The sequence below is a fragment of the Methanosarcina subterranea genome, assembly GCF_055385895.1.
This window is the reverse complement of sequence record NZ_AP042426.1, coordinates 4868930-4886530: the sequence shown is the minus strand read 5'-3', so window position 1 is coordinate 4886530 and position 17601 is coordinate 4868930. Positions and strand designations below refer to the sequence as shown.

20 protein-coding genes are annotated in these 17601 nt (G+C 42.0%); 14 read left to right on the top strand and 6 right to left on the bottom strand.

What is annotated here, in order from left to right; genetic code table 11:
* Positions 1 to 41 precede the first annotated feature (41 nt).
* From ACZ5A8_RS21305 to ACZ5A8_RS21290, 4 genes are all read left to right on the top strand, one after another.
* The gene (locus ACZ5A8_RS21305) at positions 42 to 431 is read left to right on the top strand and encodes a hypothetical protein (RefSeq protein ID WP_464531399.1); all 390 of its coding nucleotides are present in this window, start codon (positions 42 to 44) and stop codon (positions 429 to 431) included.
* Positions 432 to 452: 21 nt separating this feature from the next.
* Positions 453 to 1070: a hypothetical protein gene (locus ACZ5A8_RS21300; RefSeq protein WP_322225505.1), complete on the top strand. Its 618-nt coding sequence runs from the start codon at positions 453 to 455 to the stop codon at positions 1068 to 1070.
* Between the two features lie 361 nt (positions 1071 to 1431).
* Positions 1432 to 2565, top strand: coding sequence for a hypothetical protein (locus ACZ5A8_RS21295; protein ID WP_464531396.1), 1134 nt, complete (start codon positions 1432 to 1434; stop codon positions 2563 to 2565).
* Between the two features lie 51 nt (positions 2566 to 2616).
* Positions 2617 to 3183, top strand: coding sequence for a hypothetical protein (locus ACZ5A8_RS21290; protein WP_464531395.1), 567 nt, complete (start codon positions 2617 to 2619; stop codon positions 3181 to 3183).
* A 173-nt stretch (positions 3184 to 3356) separates the two neighbouring features.
* On the opposite strand, the gene ACZ5A8_RS21285 is transcribed toward ACZ5A8_RS21290, so the two are convergent.
* Positions 3357 to 3659: a DUF1894 domain-containing protein gene (locus ACZ5A8_RS21285; RefSeq protein ID WP_464531393.1), complete on the bottom strand. Its 303-nt coding sequence runs from the start codon at positions 3657 to 3659 to the stop codon at positions 3357 to 3359.
* 613 nt (positions 3660 to 4272) lie between these two features.
* On the opposite strand from ACZ5A8_RS21285, the gene ACZ5A8_RS21280 reads away from it, so the two are divergent.
* A complete protein-coding gene (locus tag ACZ5A8_RS21280; RefSeq protein WP_464531391.1) occupies positions 4273 to 4731 on the top strand; it encodes a DUF1890 family protein in 459 nt (152 codons plus the stop codon).
* A complete protein-coding gene (locus ACZ5A8_RS21275) occupies positions 4728 to 5102 on the top strand; it encodes a DUF1894 domain-containing protein (RefSeq protein WP_464531389.1) in 375 nt (124 codons plus the stop codon). The genes ACZ5A8_RS21280 and ACZ5A8_RS21275 overlap by 4 nt, the downstream gene beginning before the upstream one ends.
* 245 nt (positions 5103 to 5347) lie before the next feature.
* Here the strand turns inward: ACZ5A8_RS21275 and purM are convergent, their stop codons facing one another.
* Positions 5348 to 6349, bottom strand: a complete 1002-nt coding sequence (gene purM / locus ACZ5A8_RS21270) for a phosphoribosylformylglycinamidine cyclo-ligase (RefSeq protein ID WP_464534252.1) — start codon at positions 6347 to 6349, stop codon at positions 5348 to 5350.
* 22 nt (positions 6350 to 6371) lie between these two features.
* Positions 6372 to 7790: an aspartate kinase gene (locus ACZ5A8_RS21265; RefSeq protein WP_322225527.1), complete on the bottom strand. Its 1419-nt coding sequence runs from the start codon at positions 7788 to 7790 to the stop codon at positions 6372 to 6374.
* 442 nt (positions 7791 to 8232) lie between these two features.
* Between ACZ5A8_RS21265 and ACZ5A8_RS21260 the strand changes: the two genes are divergently transcribed.
* Both ACZ5A8_RS21260 and ACZ5A8_RS21255 read left to right on the top strand, forming a co-directional pair.
* Complete coding sequence (locus tag ACZ5A8_RS21260) at positions 8233 to 9426, top strand: cofactor-independent phosphoglycerate mutase (protein WP_464534250.1); 1194 nt, start codon at positions 8233 to 8235, stop codon at positions 9424 to 9426.
* A gap of 358 nt (positions 9427 to 9784) precedes the next feature.
* Complete coding sequence (locus ACZ5A8_RS21255) at positions 9785 to 10246, top strand: Hsp20/alpha crystallin family protein (protein WP_229389346.1); 462 nt, start codon at positions 9785 to 9787, stop codon at positions 10244 to 10246.
* Between the two features lie 212 nt (positions 10247 to 10458).
* On the opposite strand, the gene ACZ5A8_RS21250 is transcribed toward ACZ5A8_RS21255, so the two are convergent.
* A complete protein-coding gene (locus ACZ5A8_RS21250) occupies positions 10459 to 10608 on the bottom strand; it encodes a hypothetical protein (protein WP_464531387.1) in 150 nt (49 codons plus the stop codon).
* A gap of 15 nt (positions 10609 to 10623) precedes the next feature.
* On the opposite strand from ACZ5A8_RS21250, the gene ACZ5A8_RS21245 reads away from it, so the two are divergent.
* The 3 genes from ACZ5A8_RS21245 to ACZ5A8_RS21235 all read left to right on the top strand — a co-directional run bounded on the left by ACZ5A8_RS21245 (position 10624) and on the right by ACZ5A8_RS21235 (position 12125).
* Positions 10624 to 10887: a hypothetical protein gene (locus tag ACZ5A8_RS21245; protein ID WP_464531386.1), complete on the top strand. Its 264-nt coding sequence runs from the start codon at positions 10624 to 10626 to the stop codon at positions 10885 to 10887.
* Positions 10888 to 10979: 92 nt separating this feature from the next.
* On the top strand, positions 10980 to 11342 hold the full coding sequence (locus ACZ5A8_RS21240) for a hypothetical protein (protein WP_464531384.1): 363 nt from the start codon (positions 10980 to 10982) through the stop codon (positions 11340 to 11342).
* An 18-nt stretch (positions 11343 to 11360) separates the two neighbouring features.
* Positions 11361 to 12125, top strand: coding sequence for a coenzyme F420-0:L-glutamate ligase (locus ACZ5A8_RS21235; RefSeq protein ID WP_464531382.1), 765 nt, complete (start codon positions 11361 to 11363; stop codon positions 12123 to 12125).
* A gap of 184 nt (positions 12126 to 12309) precedes the next feature.
* Here ACZ5A8_RS21235 and ACZ5A8_RS21230 read toward each other — a convergent pair whose 3' ends face one another.
* Both ACZ5A8_RS21230 and ACZ5A8_RS21225 read right to left on the bottom strand, forming a co-directional pair.
* Positions 12310 to 12633, bottom strand: coding sequence for a cupin domain-containing protein (locus tag ACZ5A8_RS21230; RefSeq protein ID WP_464531381.1), 324 nt, complete (start codon positions 12631 to 12633; stop codon positions 12310 to 12312).
* A gap of 60 nt (positions 12634 to 12693) precedes the next feature.
* Positions 12694 to 13155: a deoxycytidylate deaminase gene (locus ACZ5A8_RS21225; RefSeq protein WP_464531379.1), complete on the bottom strand. Its 462-nt coding sequence runs from the start codon at positions 13153 to 13155 to the stop codon at positions 12694 to 12696.
* A gap of 395 nt (positions 13156 to 13550) precedes the next feature.
* Here ACZ5A8_RS21225 and ACZ5A8_RS21220 point away from each other — a divergent pair, with 395 nt between their 5' ends.
* The 3 genes from ACZ5A8_RS21220 (at position 13551) to ACZ5A8_RS21210 (ending at position 17265) form a co-directional block, all read left to right on the top strand.
* A complete protein-coding gene (locus ACZ5A8_RS21220; protein WP_464531378.1) occupies positions 13551 to 14456 on the top strand; it encodes a protein translocase subunit SecF in 906 nt (301 codons plus the stop codon).
* Complete coding sequence (locus ACZ5A8_RS21215; protein WP_464531376.1) at positions 14453 to 16171, top strand: preprotein translocase subunit SecD; 1719 nt, start codon at positions 14453 to 14455, stop codon at positions 16169 to 16171. The genes ACZ5A8_RS21220 and ACZ5A8_RS21215 overlap by 4 nt, the downstream gene beginning before the upstream one ends.
* Positions 16172 to 16239: 68 nt before the next feature.
* Positions 16240 to 17265: an AAA family ATPase gene (locus ACZ5A8_RS21210; protein ID WP_464531375.1), complete on the top strand. Its 1026-nt coding sequence runs from the start codon at positions 16240 to 16242 to the stop codon at positions 17263 to 17265.
* The last annotated feature ends 336 nt before the right edge of the window (positions 17266 to 17601 follow it).

Sequence of the window (17601 nt, the reverse complement as noted above, 5' to 3'; positions counted from 1 at the left end):
TATAAAACAGGGGATAACCTTTGATTCGCAAAAACGTTTCTATGGAAGATGAATATCTTCAGAAACTGCAGCCCTTCCTGGATAAAAATAACGGGAATCTGAGTGCTGCAATAAGGGATGCAATAGAACTCGCAGATGCTGCCCTTCAGGGTCACGAATCCGTAGAAGGTGCCCTGGAATATTTTACGCAGAGTTCAACAAAGTACCCTGAAATCCGAAACAGTTTGATAGAAAGCGGAGAATGCATATTGATTAGCCAGCTTTCATTCAGGTGGCTTATTGAAAATACCGATGGGATACTCGTAGACGATGAACTGGTAAGTGAACTTTTTAACCCATATAAGATAAAGAACGTTTCAGACCTTCTCGAGTATATAAATGCACGCAGTCGGAATATGGGATGGGGAATTGGAGTTTCCGTCAGTAGCTAGGAGGATAAGACCGAGGTAATAGTGCTTGAAAACGGGGACCCAAATTTAAGAGCTTATCTTGCTGAGGCAATCTCTATCTTTCTCGGTCACTACCTTAACCTTGATATTCCCTTTGTCCATCGGAAATCTAATTCAATCCGCATCTTCCTTATGGAACACAGATTCGACATGGACGTTCCTCCAGGGATCAGGAAGAATTTTGGAACTCTTGACTATACTTTTAAAGAAATTAAAAGCAAACCGGAATTCTGGATCTCTCTGGTGGAAAGATACAGGCTGCAGAGATATCAACGGATAAATCTCAACAGGGATGTCTTTGAAACATTTCTTTCCGGAAAGATCCCTGATGTGACAAGCTTTTTTGAAGTGTCTGCAGGCAAGCCTATTAAGGAAATTCCGCTTTGCGAAATGTTTGCTATTTGCAAAAAATTAATTTCTGTCACCCAGCTTGCAAATGATATTGAAAGGACAGTTGAGAAGGGAAAAATAAATATAAAAATTCGACATCAATTCTCCGAAGAAATTGCTATTGAGAAATTTGTAGAGCTTATCTCAAAGCTATTCCAAGCTGCAGGTTATGTATTTGAGGTCAGGACCGTATCAAATCTTATTATTATCGAGTTTGCAGACATATGTTAAAGTCTATCTTTCCCGTAGCCGCTAATATTGATACGTTAAATGCTAATTCCTTAGCTTCTTCACTACTGATACTTATTTTTTCCCTGTTCTCTCAATACAACAACTACTCAAATGAATTATAGATGTGAATGAACTTTTCACCTTTTATTTTTCAATTATTTTTGTTTTGCTTGTCTATGTTTTTTATTTTCTTTCCTTTATGCCTTAAATTCTTGAATATAAACCTTCGGTTCTACTCTCTAGCAAAAAAATTAATAAGTATGAACTACAATTTAATACTTGTTTATAAGTATGAAAAAGTCTGGAGGTTAAGAAAGCTCAACCCTCCTGTACTTTCAAAAAGGGAGAAGAGGATGTCCGCTTGATAGTCCGAAAAAACATCTCGATTGATCAATGCTACATAGATAAATTAAAGCCCTTTCTGGATAAAAACAATGGAAATTTAAGTGCCGCAATAAGGGACTCTATCGAAACTGCCTCTCAGGCTATTAATGGAGAAAAGAGCGAAAAAAAAGGACAAAACTCAAGCCAAGATTTTAAAAACGCAGAATCCCGTAACAGAATGGTTGAAGACGAAGAATTTCTACTTATTCATCATACTATGCTTGAGTGGTTTATCAGGAAAACCTCAGGTTTGCTTATTGAAGAATCGACCGTATACGAGTTAATAAATCCCTATTCTATTAGAAAAATTCCTGATTTTGTTAGTTACGTAAATGCACTCAATGAGAGAATTGGCTGGAAAATTAAAGTTGATGCAGAGTGCATAGGAAGCCCGGAACCGGAATCTGTAATTCTTACTCTTTCAAATGGCAACCCTTGCTTTAGAGGAATAATTGCTCACAGCCTTGCCCTCTACCTGGCAAAACAGATGAAACTGGATGTACAGGGACTATTCAGCAGGTCAAATGTAACTAAAGTCTACCTTAAAAAGTTTGAGTTTCTTAATTACGAAAAGGTTCCTAAGGGACTTGAAGAACACTTCGGTCAGATGGAAGGAATTTTTAAAGAGATCCAGAGGAAACCGGAATTCTGGAAAAACCTTGTCAAGATCTACAAACAGCAGAACTATCAGCGGCTCAGCATGAACAAAAAAGTTTTCGAAGCCTTTGTTTCCGGAAATCTACCTTCGGTTGAAGATATGGCAAGAGAATTCGAATTATTTGCAGGCAAACCCTCTGAAGCCTTCACCCTTGCAGAGCACATAATGGTTTTCAAAGAGTTTTACCTTATTGACAGTATAGGAACAGAAATTGAAGTCTGTACCGATAAAGGCAATGAATATGTAAGATTAATTCACGATTATTCCGATAGGAGGGTATGTGAACGCGTTACATCTTATTATTCAAGTATTTTCAAATGTATTGGTCATCCATTTACAGTCACTTCCAGTCCCCATATGATTGTTTTCGAATTCGGAAAGAATATGGAGATCAGCTGCATTTCCGAATCCGGATTGGCAAGCACGGGATCTGAGCCCTCCTTTACTCCATGAGTTTTTAGTCCGAAGGATACATTCATATGCTGGAATTTCCTATCCTTTTTCATGAGTGACGTAATTCTGCTGTGGGACTCTCCTCTTCTTTTTGAAAAACTGTTTGTAGAATACGGGCTTGAGTGCACCCGTGCGCTCTCAACATCTCTCGGTACTCCTTATTTGCCTGCCTGTAAAATTCTTGTCCTGCCTACCGGTTTTGCAAATAAACTGTATACAAAAACAGGAGTCGGACTTGAGCGCAGCAAACGTTCCCTTGAAAGATTTGTGGAAAAAGGCGGGACTCTTCTCGTTTTCAGTCCTCTTGTACCAGAATATGAGTACGAGTGGCTGCCTTTCTCTCTGAAATACGTAATGGAAGAAAACCCCTGCACACCTAATCCTGTAGACGAACATGAGGCTCAAAAGCTTATCGAAAACATTATTCCTCCTGCAGGATGCGACGGCTATTTTTCAGAAACCGATGCTCAGGTTGTCCTCGAAGACGACAGAGGCAGGCCCATCATGGTCGTAAAAGAAATCGGGGAAGGAATGATTGTCGCAACTACAATCCATGAACTGCCTGCAGCCGGGTTCTTTGAGTGCAGGGCTGAATGTACGAGAAAAGTAAAAGCCTGAAAGCCTTAGATCAAAGTTTCGCTTTGTAGAAACTTCTCTCTGTATAATGCAACCATGTAATCTGAAAATAAAGAGATGCAGGAAAAATCAACTTAAAAAGAACTTGATACTAAATATAAAGAGAGTTTTAAAGGAAAACAAACAGCTACAGACGATAGTTATTTTGTCAGCCTTTATTTTATTTTCCTTACGTCTTTATCTTTTTTATACTGATCTCTAAGTTTCTTGATCTCCTCTGATTCATTTTTCATCCTGATTACAAAGAGGCCGAAGCAGGGCTTTATGAATTGGAATTGAATGGTATCTCCTGAAAAACCAACAGGGATAGCTGTGCCCAGAAGGAAAATGCCTTTTACGTTGTACCCTCCGGGTACCAGGTACACCTCTTCCGAATGTTCCTTAATAAGGTTTTCACACTCTTTGAGGGTTGCGTTTTTCAGGAGGATCTCATAGTCAAACTCGCTTAAGCATACCATTTTTGTACCTTCTATGTTTTTTTCTTAAATCAAGCCAGAGAAGTTCCGATATTTTTACTGCCTCAAGTGACCGCTAACCACCAATTAAATTTATAAATCAAAATTAGCAAGGGATGATATATAGAGGTAACATTTTGAAAAGAGAAACAGGGAATTCTATAGAAACTTCGAATTACTCCAGGTACTCGTATAAAACCAGAGCAAAAAATGATGCCGGCATAATTACATAGGTAAAATATATCTGGTAAATTTCTGAAACACTTTTGCGAATAAAAAGTTATCAGGGGAGATCGAACAGTTTTATGATTGATTCGAGACTGACTCGACAATTTATATATTAAATTAATGATAACATTAGGGTGGTTAAAATTAGACCTTAAAGGGATTGAACGTGGACCTATTGGTTACATGGTTGATTAAAACGTTGTCTCGTTTTCAAGGATTTCCGCCGAATCTCAATTGCAAAGATTGAAATTCAGGATTAGTCATATCCCATCCTTACAGATAAAATACATGAGGTAAGACACCTCATATAAAATATGCCAACTAATATGCATCAGATAAAGCGCATCAAATAAAGTGCAACAGTAAAATACGTGAGAGATGAAATGTTATGACCGGCGCAAAAGTACTTCTCATGATGGGATGTCCGGAGGTCCCAATTCAAACCAGCATTGCTCTGTATCTTTCCCATAAGCTGACTAAATTGGGATTCGATGTAACCGTTGCCGGGACAGGTGCAGCAACCCAGCTTTTGAAGGTATCTGATTCCGACGGCTATTATGCAAAAAAGCTGGTTAATCTCGATAATACTCTGGAGGACATTATTGAGAAAAGAGCGGATTTCGACATCTGTTTCGCCTTTATGCATAACGATGCCGGAATGACCTATGCTGCGACTATGAGCGCTATTTCTCAGTCCAGGCTGTACTCCATAGTCTTCGGCAGGAACGCCGAGGCTCTGGCCGAAACCATCGAGTTCGATAGCGAAAAGATCATCTCAACTGACGTTCACAACCCTGTTCGTCTCAAGAACAAGCTGGACAAAGTGGTGGAGGAGATAGTCAAATGAGCTGCATTGAACAGATGAAGTACGAGATCCTCCTGGATAAGACGACCTACAAGGCTGCCAGAGAGTATATTGAGAAAAACTCGGATGAGGTTTACTATGTATCCCCCGGCTACAAGATCTTCAAGGACTACCACATAATAGGAGTGCCTCCCATTGCTCTAGGGGCTAAAGGCAATGCTTTGATCTTCACCTACACAAAGCCTTGCTATGGAACTTTTGTCCTGACCATAGACAACGAGGACAGCACAAAGGAGATAGATCGGGTCAGGGAGATGGAGAATGAAAAAGTAATTACCTCATTGAAGAAGGGCAAGACTCCTGAAAGCTCAAAGGCATCATCGACCAGCTATCAGGATATGTGGAAAAAATGAGTTATAAAAATTTATGAAAAAGTGAACTATAAGAGAAAGGCTGCCTTGATCAAGACCACAAAAAAGGGTTTTAACGGGCACTTCAACGGAGTATCCAATGAGGTATTTCAACGGAGTATCCAATGAGGTATTTCAACAGAGTATCCAATAGGGTATTTCAACATAAGGGGAATAGAGCTTTACCTCATTTCCCTCTAAGTTGACACCAAAACCTGGTCTTATACCAAAACCGGGCTTGCACTTTTTCACTCTATTATCAGGTCTTTAACCCTGATTCCTTTTTCCACGATTTTTCCTACGATTTTTCCGCCTGTTATTTCTGCAGCTTTTGCGGCATCTTTTTCCGGCAGGATGATCAAAAAGCCCATTCCCATATTGAAGGTCCTGTACATTTCAAGATCCTCAACTCCGCCCTCTTTCTGCAAGAACTTGAAAATCTCCTGGGGTTCCAGAGGGTCACAAAAATCAAAACCGAGCTTTGTTACCCTTCTCAGTTTTAAAAGTCCGCTGCCTGTTATATGGGCAAGCCCGTGGACTTCGCACGTTTTAAGGACATCAAGGACTTCGATATAAATCCTGGTGGGTTCGAGGAGGTCGTCTCCTATGGTCTTTGAACTATCATAGGGGCATAGGTCATGGTAAGAGTATCCGGATTCCTCTATAATCTTTCTTACCAGAGTGTAACCGTTACTGTGGACACCTGTACTCGGAATGCCGACAATAGCGTCTCCTGCCTGGACCTTTCCTCCTTCAATAACATCTTCTTTTTTGACAAACCCAAGACATGTGCCTGCAAGGTCAAAACCTTTGATGATATCAGGGAGGGTTGCGGTTTCCCCGCCCACAATGGACATCCTGGATATTTCGGCTCCTTTAAGCAGCCCTTCTCCTATCTGTGCGGCAAAACCTTCTTCATGCTTTTCCAGGGCAAGGTAGTCCACAAAAGCTACAGGTTCAGCCCCTATAGCCAGCAAGTCGTTAACATTCATTGCGATACAGTCTATTCCTACAGTGTTCCAGCGCTGCATCTCGTTTGCAATAAGAACTTTTGAGCCAACCCCATCCGTTGTCATGGCAAGGGCATATTCTCCGAAGTCCAGGAGCCCTGCATAGTGACCTATATCTGTAAGAGGGGCTCCAATCCCTTTTCGAACATAACTCAGTTTTTCGATAAGGGTTTTGACGGTTTTTTCTTCCTCTGTGATATTTACGCCCGAGTCCGCGTATGTTAGGTGCTTTTCGCTCACTCTCTGATCCATCCTGCCTGCTTCATAGCTGTTTTTCAATTCCATTTCCATTGTAGAGTTCGAATTCGTCATGCAGGGTTTTGACTGCAGCGAATGCGTCATCTTCCCTTACCACGAAAGAGATATTGTACTGGGAAGACCCCTGGCTGATCATAATGATATTAATCATTGAATTTCCAAGTGCTCCGAATACCCTTTTTGCCACTCCGGGGGTTCCTGCCATACCTGCACCCACAACTGCGACCACACAGACATTTCTATCCGAAGTGATTTCCTTTACGATTTCACGGTTGAACTCGGCATGGAGGGAATTTAATGCATTCTCAACATGTGACTCACTGACCACAAAAGAGAGATTCGACTCTGAAGACCCCTGGCTGATCATAACGATGTTTACTCCTGCCCTTGCAAGTGCGGTAAATAGTCTCGCCACTGTTCCTACTGTCCCTGCCATTTCGGCGCCTGCAATGTTGATGAGGGCCACATTTTTAATCAGGCTTACTGCTTTTACCACGTGCTTGCATTGAAACTTCTCTGCCACCACGAGTGTACCTGGTAACTCCGGGTCAAAGGTGTTCTTGACGCGTACAGGAATATGTTCGCGCATTGCAGGTTCAATGGTACGCGGGTGCAGCACGTTTGCTCCAAAATAAGAGAGCTCCATGGCTTCTGCATAGGAGATCTGCGGGATGGTCTTTGCTTCGGGCACGATTCTTGGGTCCGTTGTCATGATCCCGTTAACTTCTTTCCAGAGCCATATCTCGTCGGCTTTCAGGGCCGCACCAAGGATAGAAGCCGAGAAATCAGACCCGCTTCTGCCAAGGGTGGTGATTATCCCGTCCTCATTTTCCCCTATAAAGCCTGTAACCACAAGTACATTGGATTCAATCCTGCATCCAAGCCTTTTTGATACAAGCTCGTATGTCTTTTCAAGAGGACGTGCATTCCCGTAATCCGATGTAGTTACAATCCCTGCCTCTCCTCCTGTGTATTCTATTGATGGGATTCCAAGGGAACGCACAGCACCTGAAACTATCGGAGCCGCCAGCCGTTCTCCATAGGAGGAGATATAGTCAATTGACCTGTAGGTAAGTTCACCCAGATAGCAGATCCCGATCAGGGCTTTTTCGAGCTCCTCAATCCGGAGGTCAAGGATCTGGAGGACTTCTTTTGCAACATTGGGATCATCAATGGCATCCCTCACAGCTTCATGGTGTTTGTTTGTAAGCTCTGTTTTAAACTCTTTTACAAGAGAAACTTTGCCTTTTGTTGAGGCAAAGCGAGCATTTTCCAGAAGCTTATCGGTTACTCCACCGAGTGCCGAGGTTACCACCACGATCTGGTCGCCCTCCTCATGATACCTTTTAAGGAGATGGGCAACGTGACGGATTTTTTTTCCGTCTCCAACGGAAGTTCCTCCAAATTTCATTACAATTTTCATGATCGGATCACGTTTTGGCATTAAGTAGGATATTCTGACATCTTTCTTTTTCGTAATATGTTCTCTTAGTATTTTGATATTAATTAACTTTGACCATTATAGTCAGTACTGAGGTTAATCTGACATTAGCATCAATTATAGTACGAAATAAATTCTGTTACGCTTACAGGTCGCCTCTTTATATATATTCCTGCCCGTAAAGAACAGTATGCTCCGGCTCTCCTGCTGCCTAATATAATTTACGCTGATAACCTGTCGTGTATAGGATATGAATACTATATTATAATGTTTGTGTAAAATGGGTATAAGGATTGAGACGTTAGCATCGGCATAAAAAGCCTGCTGAAAATGCCAGAAAAACGCCATAGAAGGCATCTGGTAGAAAGTAATATATTTTATCTGCAAGATGAATGGGGTAAAGCAGTTGGAAAAAGGTGAAGCAATGAAATATGCCGTACTTATAGGAGACGGAATGGCGGATTACCCTATAGAGAAACTGGGTGGCAGGACTATTCTACAGGCAGCTCGAACGCCTGCGATGGATTCCATTGCAGCGCGCGGAAAAACCGGGCTTGCAAAGACCGTACCTGATGGTTTTCCTCCCGGAAGCGACGTTGCGAATATGTCAATTCTCGGGTATGATCCGGCAGCCTATTACTCAGGAAGGGCTCCTCTGGAAGCTGCGAGCATGGGAGTTGCTCTTGAAGCTGATGATGTGGCTTTCAGGTGCAATCTTATTACGATAGAAAACGGGACGATAAAAGACTACAGTGCAGGGCATATCAGCAGTGATGAAGCAGAAATTCTTATAGAAACACTTGATTCCGAACTCAGGACCGAGAAAGTCAGATTCTATCCGGGTATAAGTTACAGGCACCTTATTGTTGCCGGAAATAATCTTGGAGCAGAAACGGAGTGTACGCCTCCGCATGATATTACAGGAGAAAGAAAAGACAGCTATCTTCCCAGAGGAAAAGATGGAGAGTTTTTTTCAGGGTTAATTGAAGCATCTATGGTTGTTCTGGAACTACATCCTGTTAACCTGAAAAGAGTACAGGAGGGAAAAAACCCGGCAAATTCGATCTGGGTCTGGGGACAGGGTTATGCCCCGAAGTTCACGTCTTTTCGGGAACTTTACAGGAAAAAAGGAGCTATCATTTCGGCAGTGGATCTACTCAAGGGTATTGGAATTTATGCAGGGCTGGATGTAATTGAGGTTCCCGGGGCAACCGGTTACTTGGATACCAATTATGAAGGAAAAGCCAGTGCAGCTATTGAAGCCCTGAAGACGAGGGATCTTGTCTTTGTGCATGTCGAAGCCCCCGATGAGGCAGGGCATGAAGGTAGTACTGAGAAAAAACTGAAAGCAGTTGAGGATTTTGACAGCCGGATAGTTGCTCCTATCCTCAAACATGCCGAGACCTCGGATGAGCCGTTTACGATTCTTATACTTCCGGACCATCCGACTCCGGTCTCGATAAAAACCCATACAAAGGACCCCATTCCGTTTGCAGTTTATAGAACTGATAAACCTGATCCGGATAGTGTGAAAACCTTTGATGAGGAATCGGTTAAAAATGGTTCCATGGGGCTCGTAAAAGCCTCGGATCTGATAGGATTGCTTGTAAGGGGTTAAACCTGCATTCAAAATCCGTATTTAAAATCCATATTAAAATCCGTATTTAAAATCCGTATTCAGGCTCTTTATGAAATTTATTACTGATTTCAATGCCCGAAGGCTTTCAATTTCCTCCGGAAATCTTTTTAACCGGGGTTTTCGGAGGTTTTTCTCTGATTTTCCTCTTAATATTTCTTTATTTTTTTCTATTTGTTCTTTCTTCTTCTTTTATGTTTTTTATTTTTATTTTTCAGAATCTATTTCTCCCATACACTTTAGTAAAATTATCTAAGAAAACGTATATATCCTTCCTCAATATATTCAAAATAGCACATATTATTCTGCATTATTTTTTTACTTAAGGGGGAATATTAAGATGAAATGGCCTGCTAAAAGATCATTTTCAGGACCCGCAAGATGGGACCCGTTTGAAGAGATCAGAAGGACACAGGAGCGTCTGAACCAGCTGTTTGAAGACTTTATGCCAATGGAAGAATGGGGAGGCGGAAAAGTGTACACTCCTGCCATTGACATCAAAGAGGAAGAGGACAAACTTCTGGTCACCACAGACCTTCCAGGGATTAATAAAGAAGATGTAGAAATTAACCTCAAAGAAGATATGCTTGAGATCAGCGCAAAGTCCGGCAAGGAAAAAGAATCAGAAGAAGAAGGATACCTGCGCAAGGAAAGAGCATATACACAATTTTACCGTGCAATCCGTCTACCTGCCAGTGTCAGGGAGGAGGGATCTACCGCAAAAATGGAAAATGGTGTCCTGACAATATCACTACCAAAAGCGAGAATTGAAGAGCCAACGAAGAAAATAGAAATTGAGTAATCATTCTTAAGAAAAGTAAATTCTATTATAGAAGGGCTAAATACTAACTGAGAAGGACTGCGAAAAAACTCGCAGTCTTTTTACTTTTGCTTCTTATAACCGGTTAGCTTATCTTTTTGATGTCTTTCCAGCTAATCTCTCTTCCCAGCTAATTTCTTCTGGTCTTATTTTTTCGACTTTTGTTAATTTTTTCAAAAACTTTTCGCTAAAGTTCAGCCATAGTGTGGAAAGATGTATCTTATCTCCCTAGGTTTCTCTCCTTCCTCTCCCTCATCTTCATCCGGAAACTCCTTACTTTTCCTGGCTTCAGCCATTGCAACTTCAGGGTGTTTTTTCAAAAATTCTCTTGAATAAGAAGTCATTTCTTTTGCAGATGATTGGAAGGTTTCATCTATCTCTTCCCTGCTGAACTGCCCGTGATAAAGAAGGAGTTCAGTTACTTTTCTCCGGGTTTCCTGAGGCTCGTTCTCATAATCCAGAGAGTAATACAGTTTACTTATGATGACCCTTATACTCCAGGGTCTGCTTCGTTCATTGTCTTTTATCTCAAAAGGGCTTTTCTGCTTTATTTTCTGTATAATTTCGTTCAGGTCGTACTGACTAATACTAACACCCCTGAAGAAATCTGGTTTCCAAACTAGATAAAAACTCTCAATTTGCCTTGAAAAGAGCCGATATTAAAGCAGAGAGATTGAAAATTAATTAGTTCAAACAGAAATTGAAAAACTAATTTATGCAAGCAGAAGATAGAAAAAACGCAGTAACCGAAAATCAAAATAAATCAAAAAACAAAGTGAAAAGTGCGGCATCAGGAAATTGTTCTCATCATCTTTTGCTCAGTTGGGGTAACTTTCATCATCGCCGCAAAATCCAGTATATCGGTGGTCTTATTTATGGTTACTGCCTTTTCTGCTGTAAATTATTCATTTATGGAATTATTTCTATGACTCGACGAAGTCAATGTGGTCAAAATCAATCTCAAATCAATCTCAAATCAATCTCAAATCAATCTCAAATCAATCTCATTATTCTAACCGAACACCGGAAAAGAGGGATTATTACATATTTTTATTATCCTGTATCTTATAATCTTTAAAATTTTTGAGGAAGCCTCTTGAAATTTGAAGCAATTGCCGTAGAAAAGATCCCCATTATACAGAAGGGGGACAACCTCTCCTCCATTATCTGTGAGAGGATTGAACTTCAGGACAGAGACATTGTTATTATTGCCTCAACTATTGTTGCAAAAGCTGAAGGTGAAATCTTCAGGCTCGAAGATATCATCCCGGGAGAACAGGCTCTTGAGATAGCAGCCCGAACAGGGAAAGATGCACGTTTTACTCAGGCTGTCCTTGCCAGGAGCAGGGAGGTTTTTGTTGAAACTCCTTTCATGCTTGTGACCACAATTTCAGGGCATACATGTGTAAACGCAGGGGTTGACGAGTCTAATATTGAACACGGCTTTTTGCTTTACTCTCCTGAAGAACCGGATACCAGTGCCTCACAACTCGGAGAAAAACTTGAAAGGCTCAGCGGGAAACGGTTAAGTGTCATTATTACGGACACAAACGGAAGAGCCTTTAAGATCGGGCAGACCGGAGTTGCTATAGGGATCTACAAAATAAAACCAATAAAACGCTGGATAGGGGAAAAAGATCTTTTCGGCAAAATCCTGGAGATTACAGAGGAAGCAGTTGCGGATGAGCTTGCAGGCGCTGCCAACCTTTTGATGGGAGAAGGGGCAGGCGGGATCCCTGTTGTAGTAATTCGCGGGCTTGATTATTACTTTGAGGGGGATGCGTCTATAAAAGATACATATCGCCCTGAAAATATGGATATTATCAAAAAAGGGCTTCGATGCCTGCGAGAAAAAAATTGAATTAAAAAAATACGAACTCCGGAGCTCAGCTACTTGTTTAAAAACAGAATTCTGAGATTATCTGAAACATCTATTTAAAAGATCTTGCAAATATGGGGATAGCTTAGCTCCTTCCTAAAAAATAACTTTTCCAAACTTAAAGTGAGACAAACCTAAATTGAGAACTAATTTAGAAATGACAGTATTAAGAGCGGATCATAGTTAGAACCATTTTGAACCTTTCCATGGCATGGAGCGCATGGGATTCATTGGCAGGCATTATAATCATGTCTCCTTTCTCCAGAATATGTTTACTCCCGGAAATCGTGATTTCTGCCTTCCCGTCTATTACCTGTACCATGGCATCGAAGGGGGCTGTATGCTCGCTCAGTCCTTCTCCCTTGTCGAAGGCAAATATAGTAACTGTTCCGGTCCCTTTACGGATAATTTCTCTGCTTACAACAGCTCCTTCCTGGTATTCAATCAAATCTTCCACTTTTAGTGTCCTGGCTTTTAATTCTTCAGACATTATTCCACCTATTATTGTCCTTATTCCTGTTCGATAAATTAATATGGCTTCTCCAGGTATTCAATATTTCAGCTCAAAAGGCACATATTCTACTTCCACACCTGCGCTTCTGAAGAAATCCAGGGAATCCGTGTCAGGATAAGGTGTTGAGTATACTACTCTTCTGATGTTTGAGTTTATGATCATCTTTGCACACAGGATGCATGGCTGGTGCGTACAGTAAATGGTTGCTCCGGAGATGCTAACCCCATGGATTGCAGCCTGGATAATGGCATTCTGCTCCGCATGTACTGCCCGGCACTTCTCCTGTCGTGTGCCTGAAGGAATCTTTTCAAGGTCCCGGATACATCCTGTCTCAAGGCAGTGCTCCATGCCTCTTGGAGCTCCGTTGTATCCGGTTGAAAGAATTCGTTTATCCCGGACAATTACTGCCCCTACATTGTTCCGGAGGCAGGTTGCCCGTTTGCATACCACGAAGGCAATTTCAAGGAAATATTCGTCAAGGGAAGGTCTTTCGGTCATTATTTTTAATGAACAGTAACTGGTATATATAGTTATAACGTTAGAACTTGTATCACTTCTAACAATAAATTTTAAATGAAATGAATTAACGCTATATAGAGAAAGAATTGTTTTTCGAGGAATAATTAATATAATCTATAGAATATAGAACTGAGATTGATTAACTTATTTACACTATAAGGAATGTGAAAAATTTTCCCCCGGAACCAGAGTTCAACAAGGACTTATATCTCAGGTTACCAGGCATGTTCCGGACTATAAAGTCCGGATGGTTCTGGCTGTAAATATGGACACTTCCGTGTTGTGAAGCTGAATGTTTCTGGATTGTAAATCCGGACAAAAATAAGCTCGGATAAGTTCAAAAAAATAGATGCATTCATCCGGAGTATTTAATTATGGCAACAGGTTTGACCGAATTTTTAGATAATTTCGTGAAAAATCACGATAATCGCCAGTTGCTGGCAATCCCTCTTGCAGTACTTGCACTTTCTTTAGCTGTACTACTGGTTTCTTTTGCAAGCAGTGGGTCGCCGGTAACCCTGGGAATGGAGTTTCAGGGTGGTACCCAGATTTCAGTAGAGACAACTAACTCTCCAGCTACACTTGAAGAAATGTACTCTTCTTACCCTATCTCTGATGCTCGGCAGACCGGAAGCAGGGTCATCATGCAGTTCGGAATTATGGATAATGAAGAACAGCGCCAGCTTGAAGAAGATATAATGAGCCGCTATTCTAGCGTAGAAATCAAACAAATAGGGCCCGTTTACGGCCGGGAACTGCAGGTTCAGGCTCTTCAGGCTCTTTTTATATCCTTTATAGGAATGTCAATTGTGGTTTTCCTGATCTTCCGGAGCGTTGTGCCCTCTTTTGCGGTGGTATTCTCAGCCCTTTCGGACATCATAATTGCCTCTGCTTTTATGCGGGTTGCAGGGATCGAACTTTCTCTTGGAACGATTGCAGCCCTGCTTATGCTCATCGGTTATTCCGTAGACAGTGATATTTTGCTAACAAACAGGGTACTCAAGCGCAGGGGTACGTTGGAAGAAAAGGTTTCAAGGGCGATGCAGACCGGGATTACCATGACCACAACAACCCTTGCAGCCCTTGTGGTTATGTACCTGGTTTCGACTTTCCCTTACCTGATAATTCCATCATTTACAGGGATTGCCCTGCTTTCGCAGATTTCAAGCGTGTTGATCGTGGGACTCCTTGCAGATATTATGAACACATGGCTTCTCAACACCGGGATCCTGCGGTGGCATGTGATGAAACCCGAATTCAGAGGGAGGTATAACAGATGAGCGATAAAAAAAGCCTCTTTAAAAGTGTAAGAGTTATCATCTTCATACTTGCTCTGCTCGCCTCGATCGTGCTTATCCAGCCGGGTTATACTTCAGGAGAAGGGGTCACCACTAACCTGAATTACGGGCTTGACCTTGAAGGTGGCTCCTGGCTTCAGATCAAACTACAGGGAGCTCTCGTCCAGGTAGATGCAGACCCTGGAATGATAGTAAGTCAAATGGTAGAACCTGTCATCGGCGCTCCTATCCAGATCACAAGTAACAACCTGGAAGCCAGTGGAGTGAGTTCATCCGAAAAATCCATCACGTTCACAACGTCTGTTCCTGTTAGCGCAACCCAACTTGAGCTTATGGAGCTTGGCACTGTAAGCGTTGATAGACTGAACCAGAACACGACCCAGGTAACTCTAACTACCAGTAAAGAATCCCTTATCCAGGCTTACCTCTCACAGGCCTTTGATGCAGAAGTGCTTCCTATCAGTACTGATGATGGTATTGTCTATGAAATAAGGACTGAAGCCTCAGAAGAAGAGCTTGAAGCCCTTATGGAAAAGGTCGGAGGTACAATCCTCAGAAATGAAGATGGGGCCTCGACTTATCAAGAAGGAGTCAGCACCGACACAAGGGACCTGACCAGAGACATTCTGAATGACAAACTTAACTCACTTGGCTTGAAAGATATCCCTGTCAGGACCGTCGGAGAAGATTATATTCTCATTGATTTTGCAGGAATCGACCTTGCAACGGCAAAGGATATTGCTGAAAAGCCCGGGAAATTTGAGATTCGCATACAGACTACAGGAAATGAGACCCAGCATGTCCTTTACGGAGAATCCATTGTAAGTGTGGGGATCCCTACTTACCACGATAACCAGTGGCACACTCCTTTTACCCTGAATGAAGAAGGAGCACGGACTCTCCAGAAAGTTGCAATTGAGACTGGGGCTACAGACAATCCAGATGCTCACTACCTGAACATGTATCTGGATGAAAACAAGATCTATGGGGCTCCCCTCAGTTACTCTGCAGCTTCCAGACTAAAAGAAACTCCCATCTATTCCTGGGAGGCTTCCACGGGCTCCGACGAGGCAGCCAAGATCGAAGCCGAAACACTCCAGATTCATCTCAGGGCAGGGGCTCTACCTGTAAATGTGGTGCTTGTAGGTTCAGGACATGTTGATGCAACCCTTGGAGAACAGTTCAAAACCGAAGCTGTGGTCGCAGGTTTTATCTCCCTGTTAGCGGTTGCTGCAGTTGTGTTCTACAGGTACAGGAGACCCGAAATTCTGGTTCCAATGGTCGGGACTTCTATCAGTGAAGTTATTATGATCCTTGGAGTTGCAGCAGCTATCGGCTGGCAGCTTGACCTTGCAGCAATTGCAGGTATAATTGCCGCAATAGGGACAGGCATTGACCACCTTGTAATCATCACGGATGAGGTGCTTTACGAAGGAAAGCTTCCGCCAACAAAGGTCTTCCTTTCCAGGATAGGGAAAGCCTTCGCAATCATTTTCGGGGCAGCTGCCACAACGATTATTGCCATGTCTCCACTGGTGATCATGGGTTTCGGAACCCTGAAAGGATTTGCCATCACCACCATCATTGGTGTTTTTATTGGTGTGGTCATTGCAAGACCTGTTTATGGCGTGGTTATCAAGGAACTGCTTGAAAGAGAAGGAAACGGTACCTCGGAAAGCGAAGGTCTGACTGAGTAAGTGCCGGAAAAAGATAAAAATCCTGAAAACAACTGAGTATTCAAAAACTAAAAAACAAGGTGGAATTAATGCAGGATCTCTGGACTCTAAAATACAGGGCAGATACTCTTAAAGGGATGCTTGGAAACGAACATGCCGTGAACACTCTTTCCGAACTGGTTCAGTCCAGGACCCTGCCCCATCTAATTTTTTACGGCCCTGAAAATTCAGGAAAAACAACGGCTTCTCTTGCCCTTGCCAGGCAGCTCTACGGAGAGACCTGGAAAAACAACTTTGCATACTTTAATGCCTCTGACTTTTTCGACCAGGGAAAACGCTATCTTGTACGGGACAAACGTTTTGTCCGCATTCTGGGCACTGATGATCCTAAAAAAATCTACAAAAGCGTGATCGACATTTTCAAGGAAATTATTAACGAATACGCCGGAATGGCTCCCCTTGATGCCGATTACAAGGTCATCTATATCGATAACGCAGAGTCCCTGAGCTCAGATGCGCAGCATGCGCTCAGGCGGATCATGGAAAAGTACAGTGCAACCTGCAGGTTCATTCTTTCCACTACAAGACCTTCAAAACTCATTTCTCCCCTCCGTTCAAGGGGCCTTCAGGTCTTTTTTACCTATGTTCCGGATTCTCTCCTGAAAACTTACCTTGAGAGAATCGCCCTTTCTGAAAAGCTGAAACTTTCAGATGGCGCACTTGATGCAATCCTTTATCTTTCTAAAGGAAACGTTGCAAGAGCTGTCCAGACTCTCCAGCTTGCTGCCCTGAGGACAGAGGTTGCTGAAATAACGGAAGAAATTGTATATGAGGCTACCATGAAGGGCAGGGATGAAACCGTAGACATGCTGCTTAATGCGGCTCTTGCGGGGGACTTCTCCAGAGGGCGGCAGCTTATAGATGAAATGATTATTGAAAAAGGACTCTCTGGAACTGATATCCTTGAAGGGCTTACTGAGGCTCTTATAGACTCGGGAGAAACCGATAAGGATGTTGCGCGTCTTATCGTGAAAATCTCAAAAACCGATGCCAGGCTTACAGACGCTACCAGCGAGAGAATTCAGCTCGAAAAACTAATTTCTACTTTTTCCTGATTTGTTTTTCTTTTGTCATCGGTTAACTAATTTTATGCACAACTTCGAATACCACATATAGCGATTTTCCAACAAAATCCTCTTAGATGTTGCATAAAAAATAGCATTTTTTGACATCTTGTTCCTTAATCGAATCCAAATGGATTTATTTTGGAATTGCCAACTTTAATTTAGGATTCAGCCAATTCGATTTAGAATCCAGTCTATTTTTCGGATTATTTCACTTCTTGATTATAAGAGAATGCACTAGCTCGATTTGAATTGCAGCTTATATAATCCTTATCGAGAACCTATTTATATTCGAAAATTTTTTAAGAAAAAAACTGTATTCCATTA

Bases quoted from the DNA above. Each gene is read 5' to 3' on its own strand.
- ACZ5A8_RS21210 (WP_464531375.1), top strand. From the start codon at position 16,240: ATGCAGGATCTCTGGACTCTAAAATACAGGGCAGATACTCTTAAAGGG.
- ACZ5A8_RS21285 (WP_464531393.1), bottom strand. From the start codon at position 3,659: ATGGTATGCTTAAGCGAGTTTGACTATGAGATCCTCCTGAAAAACGCA.
- ACZ5A8_RS21305 (WP_464531399.1), top strand. From the start codon at position 42: ATGGAAGATGAATATCTTCAGAAACTGCAGCCCTTCCTGGATAAAAAT.
- ACZ5A8_RS21230 (WP_464531381.1), bottom strand. From the start codon at position 12,633: ATGTCTGAAGAATTAAAAGCCAGGACACTAAAAGTGGAAGATTTGATT.
- ACZ5A8_RS21255 (WP_229389346.1), top strand. From the start codon at position 9,785: ATGAAATGGCCTGCTAAAAGATCATTTTCAGGACCCGCAAGATGGGAC.
- ACZ5A8_RS21240 (WP_464531384.1), top strand. From the start codon at position 10,980: ATGCAAGCAGAAGATAGAAAAAACGCAGTAACCGAAAATCAAAATAAA.
- ACZ5A8_RS21250 (WP_464531387.1), bottom strand. From the start codon at position 10,608: ATGACTTCTTATTCAAGAGAATTTTTGAAAAAACACCCTGAAGTTGCA.
- ACZ5A8_RS21225 (WP_464531379.1), bottom strand. From the start codon at position 13,155: ATGACCGAAAGACCTTCCCTTGACGAATATTTCCTTGAAATTGCCTTC.
- ACZ5A8_RS21220 (WP_464531378.1), top strand. From the start codon at position 13,551: ATGGCAACAGGTTTGACCGAATTTTTAGATAATTTCGTGAAAAATCAC.
- ACZ5A8_RS21275 (WP_464531389.1), top strand. From the start codon at position 4,728: ATGAGCTGCATTGAACAGATGAAGTACGAGATCCTCCTGGATAAGACG.
- ACZ5A8_RS21265 (WP_322225527.1), bottom strand. From the start codon at position 7,790: ATGAAAATTGTAATGAAATTTGGAGGAACTTCCGTTGGAGACGGAAAA.
- ACZ5A8_RS21290 (WP_464531395.1), top strand. From the start codon at position 2,617: ATGAGTGACGTAATTCTGCTGTGGGACTCTCCTCTTCTTTTTGAAAAA.
- ACZ5A8_RS21215 (WP_464531376.1), top strand. From the start codon at position 14,453: ATGAGCGATAAAAAAAGCCTCTTTAAAAGTGTAAGAGTTATCATCTTC.
- ACZ5A8_RS21260 (WP_464534250.1), top strand. From the start codon at position 8,233: ATGAAATATGCCGTACTTATAGGAGACGGAATGGCGGATTACCCTATA.
- ACZ5A8_RS21280 (WP_464531391.1), top strand. From the start codon at position 4,273: ATGACCGGCGCAAAAGTACTTCTCATGATGGGATGTCCGGAGGTCCCA.